Annotated in this window: 3 protein-coding genes; all 3 read right to left on the bottom strand. The window is 63.5% G+C overall.

What is annotated here, in order from left to right; translation table 11 throughout:
• Positions 1-105 precede the first annotated feature (105 nt).
• Complete coding sequence (locus FEM54_RS27770; RefSeq protein WP_138453776.1) at positions 106-1,455, bottom strand: CoA transferase; 1,350 nt, start codon at positions 1,453-1,455, stop codon at positions 106-108.
• Positions 1,456-1,495: 40 nt separating this feature from the next.
• Positions 1,496-2,839 carry a sensor histidine kinase gene (locus tag FEM54_RS27775; RefSeq protein ID WP_017139155.1) on the bottom strand — a complete coding sequence of 448 codons (1,344 nt, stop codon included), beginning with the start codon at positions 2,837-2,839 and terminating at the stop codon, positions 1,496-1,498.
• A 67-nt stretch (positions 2,840-2,906) separates the two neighbouring features.
• Positions 2,907-3,371: an LTXXQ domain-containing protein gene (locus FEM54_RS27780; RefSeq protein WP_017139156.1), complete on the bottom strand. Its 465-nt coding sequence runs from the start codon at positions 3,369-3,371 to the stop codon at positions 2,907-2,909.
• Positions 3,372-3,572: the final 201 nt, after the last annotated feature.

Here is a 3,572-nt window from a genome sequence, read left to right on the forward strand (position 1 = left end):
CATTGGATGTGTGAACACCGTCAAATGTGGGAGCTGGCTCTTACACTTGAAAGTGTGAACAAAGTCGAATGTGGGAGCTGGCTTGCCTGCGATAGCGATTTCAAGTCACCACTTAGCCCGGTGCGAGCCCAATTCCCCAGCGGGCAAATCCCACTGCAACGGCGTGCCACTGATGCTCACCGGCGCCAGCAAACGATGCGCCTGGCCCCACGCCGTTTGCTCCACCACCAAGCCCTGATCGCCCGGTTCTTCGGCCCGCAACGCCGGCTGCTCCGGCACGTGCCCGGCCTCCACCAGCAATTTCGCCGTGCGCGCCAATGACAATTGCGCCGAACCACCGCGCCCGGTTTTAAACCGCTCACTCAACGCTTGAATCGCACTGGCCGCCATCAAATACCCGGTCGCATGATCCAGCGCCTGCAACGGCAGCGGCACCGGTTTATCTGCCTGTTTCCACGCCATGCCAGCGTCGGCAATCCCGCTGCTCATCTGCACCAAACTGTCGAAGCCGCGACGGTTACGCCACGGGCCGCTCCAGCCGTAGGCGTTGAGGCTCACGTCGATCAGGCCGGGGGCGAGGTTTTGCAGTTCAGTGGCGGTGTAGCCCAACTGCTCCAGTGCGTCGGCGCGGTAGCCGTGGAACAGGATGTCGGCGTCCTTGAGCAAGCTTTCGAACACCTGGCGGTCTTCAGCACTTTTAAGGTCCAGGCGTGCGCAGCGTTTGCCCAGGGTCATTTCCGGTACTACGCCGGGCTCGTTCCAGGTCGGCGAGTCGATGCGCAGTACATCTGCGCCCAAACCTGCGAGAAAACGGCTGGCCACGGGGCCGGCCAACACGCGGGTCAAATCCAGCACCTTGATGCCGGCCAGTGGGCGTGCCACCGAGCCGAGCCAAGGTTTGTCGCAGGGGGTGTCGAAGGCCTGGCGCTGCACCAATGCCTCGGCGTTCACCGCCAACCCTTGCGGATGGGTTTGCCAGGCCTGCCATGTACGCATCTGCGCCGCGCAACCGCCGGCATCGACGATCGCCTGTTCCAGTTCGGCGGCGTTCCAGGTCGCGACTTTACTGGCCATCTCGGCGCGGTCCTTGACCTTGCCCAGCACGCGCTCGGCAGCGGCACGGTGGTGGGGCGCATTGGTATGCAAACGGATCCAGCCGTCGGCGCTGGCGTAGTCGCCGGCTACCGGGTCCCACAGCGGCGGTACTTGCCAGCCCACCGGGCGAATCGAGGAGGAGAACCAGAAGGAAGCGAGGCGCCGGTCCACGCTTACGCTGGGCAAGCGTCCGGTCTGTTGCTGGATAAGTTGAGCAACCGCCTGGCCGGCAGCGCCGAGGCTGGCGCTGGCCAGTTCGGTTACGGCAAAGGTCGAGGGCAGGGCGCCGGCCTCGGTAAACGTCAGCGGGGTTTGCGGTAGATCGAGTGCGGCTTGGATGGATGTCAGCAGGTCAGTCATCAAAGGCCCTCCGTTAGAGAAGGGCCACTATAGAAGATCCTCACACGGCTGTGACCACTCCCGGCTCCAACGGCAAGTCGATGCTGGCGATAAAACCGCCGTCCGGGTGATTGCCCAGGATCAGGCTGCCGCCATGGCGTTCGGCGGCGCGACGGGCAATCGCCAGGCCCAGCCCGTGGCCTTGTGCGGCCTGGCCAGGCGCGCGATAAAACGGCTCGCCCAACTGGCTCAGGTGTTCGGCTTCAACGCCGGGGCCGTGGTCGCGCACGCTGATCAGGATGCGCTCGCCCTGGTGCCGGGCGCTTAGCTCGATCGGCTGGCCCACGGGGTTAAAGCGCTGGGCGTTACGCAGCAGGTTGTCCACGGCGCGCTCGATCATGGTCGGCCAGCCCTTGAGGTGCAGCTCGGGCTCGGCGCTCAGTTGCACCATCTGTTCCGGCGCACTGAGTTGGGCATCCTTTTGCAAGGTCCTGAGCAGTGGGGTGAGGTCGACGTCTTCGGCGCTGGCGTTGTCGGCATCCACGCGGGCCAGCACCAGAATCTCGCTGATCAGCGCTTCCAGGCGGTCGCACTCGCGGGTCAGGCGCGGCCACAGCCGTTCGCGTTCTTCCGGGCTGGCGCGTTCGGCCAGGGCCAGGGCAATACGCAGGCGGGCCAGCGGTGAGCGCAGTTCGTGGGACACATCGCGCAGCAACTGGCGCTGGCTGCCGATCAGGCTTTGCAGGCGCGCGCCCATGCGGTTGAAGTCGGTGGCGAGCACGCCGAACTCATCGCGGCGGTTGGCCAGTTGCGCCAGGCTGTTTTGCTGATAGGTGGTCTGGCCCAGGTCATGCACCGCACCGCGCAGGCGGCTGAGTGGGCGGGTGATGGACAAGGTCACCAGCAGGCTGAACAACGTCAGTACCACCAGGGCAATCGCCAGCGCGCTAAACGGCCACAGCAGGCTGCTGCGGTGCCAGGCGTCCAGTTCCGGGTTGGGGATGCGGTAGATCAGCAGGTACGTGTCCCCGGTTTTTTCACTGGTGTACTCGGCGGTCAGGCGGCGCCAGGGCAAGTGGCTGTCCTGGTTGTCATTCTGGCGGGCTTCGAAGGCGGCGGCGCGACGTGGGAACGTGCCGCGTACCACCGGGTCGCCGCTTTCGTTGAGTACCTGCACGTCGATGTGGTACTGGCGTTTGCGTTGTTGCAGCAAATCCTGGGCGGCGTCCTCACCTTGGGCTTCGTAGAGTTGCGTCCACTCTTGCGCCAGGTTGTTGAGGCCGGGATGGCGGCTGAGAATCCAGGCGTCCTGGTTGAGCATGTGCCCAAGCAGGATCGACAGCCCGGCAACCAAGGCGATGGCCAGCCAGAAACTGGCCAGGATGCGCCAGAACAATGAACGCACAGGAAACCCTCAAGCAGGAAAAGCCCAGCGGCGTGAGCCACTGGGCTGGGGAGGTAACGCTAGAGCATTATTGCGCTTTTTGCGGCTGTTGCGCTTTCCAGGCCTGGAATTCCTTCCACTCGGCGCGGCGCTCGGCTTGCTTCTTGACGATCTCGTCGAATTTCTTCTGTTGATCGGGTTTTAGCACGGCACGGATGTCAGCCTGGGTTTTCTGTTTGCCGGCGGCGATTTCATCCTGCATGGCTTTCTGGTCAGCAGCCGGCAGCTTGTCCAGGTACTTTTTGACCAGGTCTTTGCGGGCGTGCCATTGGTCACCCATCAATTTGCCGATTTGCTGGCGCTGTTCCTTGGTCAGGTCCAGCTGGCTGAAGGGGCCGCCTTTGCCACGCGGACCGTGTTCACCGCCGTGGCCCGGGCCACCCATCATGTGGCCTTCTGGGCCGCCCATCGGGCCTGGGCCTTCTGGCATTGCGGCCATGGCAACGGTCGGCAGGGCAGCGGCGAACATCAGAGCGATAAGGGTCTTGCGCATGGTGTTTCTCCTGTCTCTATTCCGGTGAGTCCGGATGTGAGTAGGTTACGCAGCGCAAGGCCAGCGGCGGTCAGGGGAGGGTAAAGCTTGGGTAAAGAGGGTTTTGATGTGAACTGACAAAACTGTCGGATTGATGCGATCAAGTGTGGGAGCTGGCTTGCCTGCGAATGCGGCGGGTCAGCTACATAGATGCAAGCTGAC

Source organism: Pseudomonas edaphica (assembly GCF_005863185.1).
Lineage (GTDB): Bacteria > Pseudomonadota > Gammaproteobacteria > Pseudomonadales > Pseudomonadaceae > Aquipseudomonas > Aquipseudomonas edaphica.

Excerpts from the sequence above, each read along its gene's own strand:
- FEM54_RS27780 (WP_017139156.1), bottom strand. The coding sequence starts at position 3,371 with ATGCGCAAGACCCTTATCGCTCTGATGTTCGCCGCTGCCCTGCCGACC.
- FEM54_RS27770 (WP_138453776.1), bottom strand. The coding sequence starts at position 1,455 with ATGACTGACCTGCTGACATCCATCCAAGCCGCACTCGATCTACCGCAA.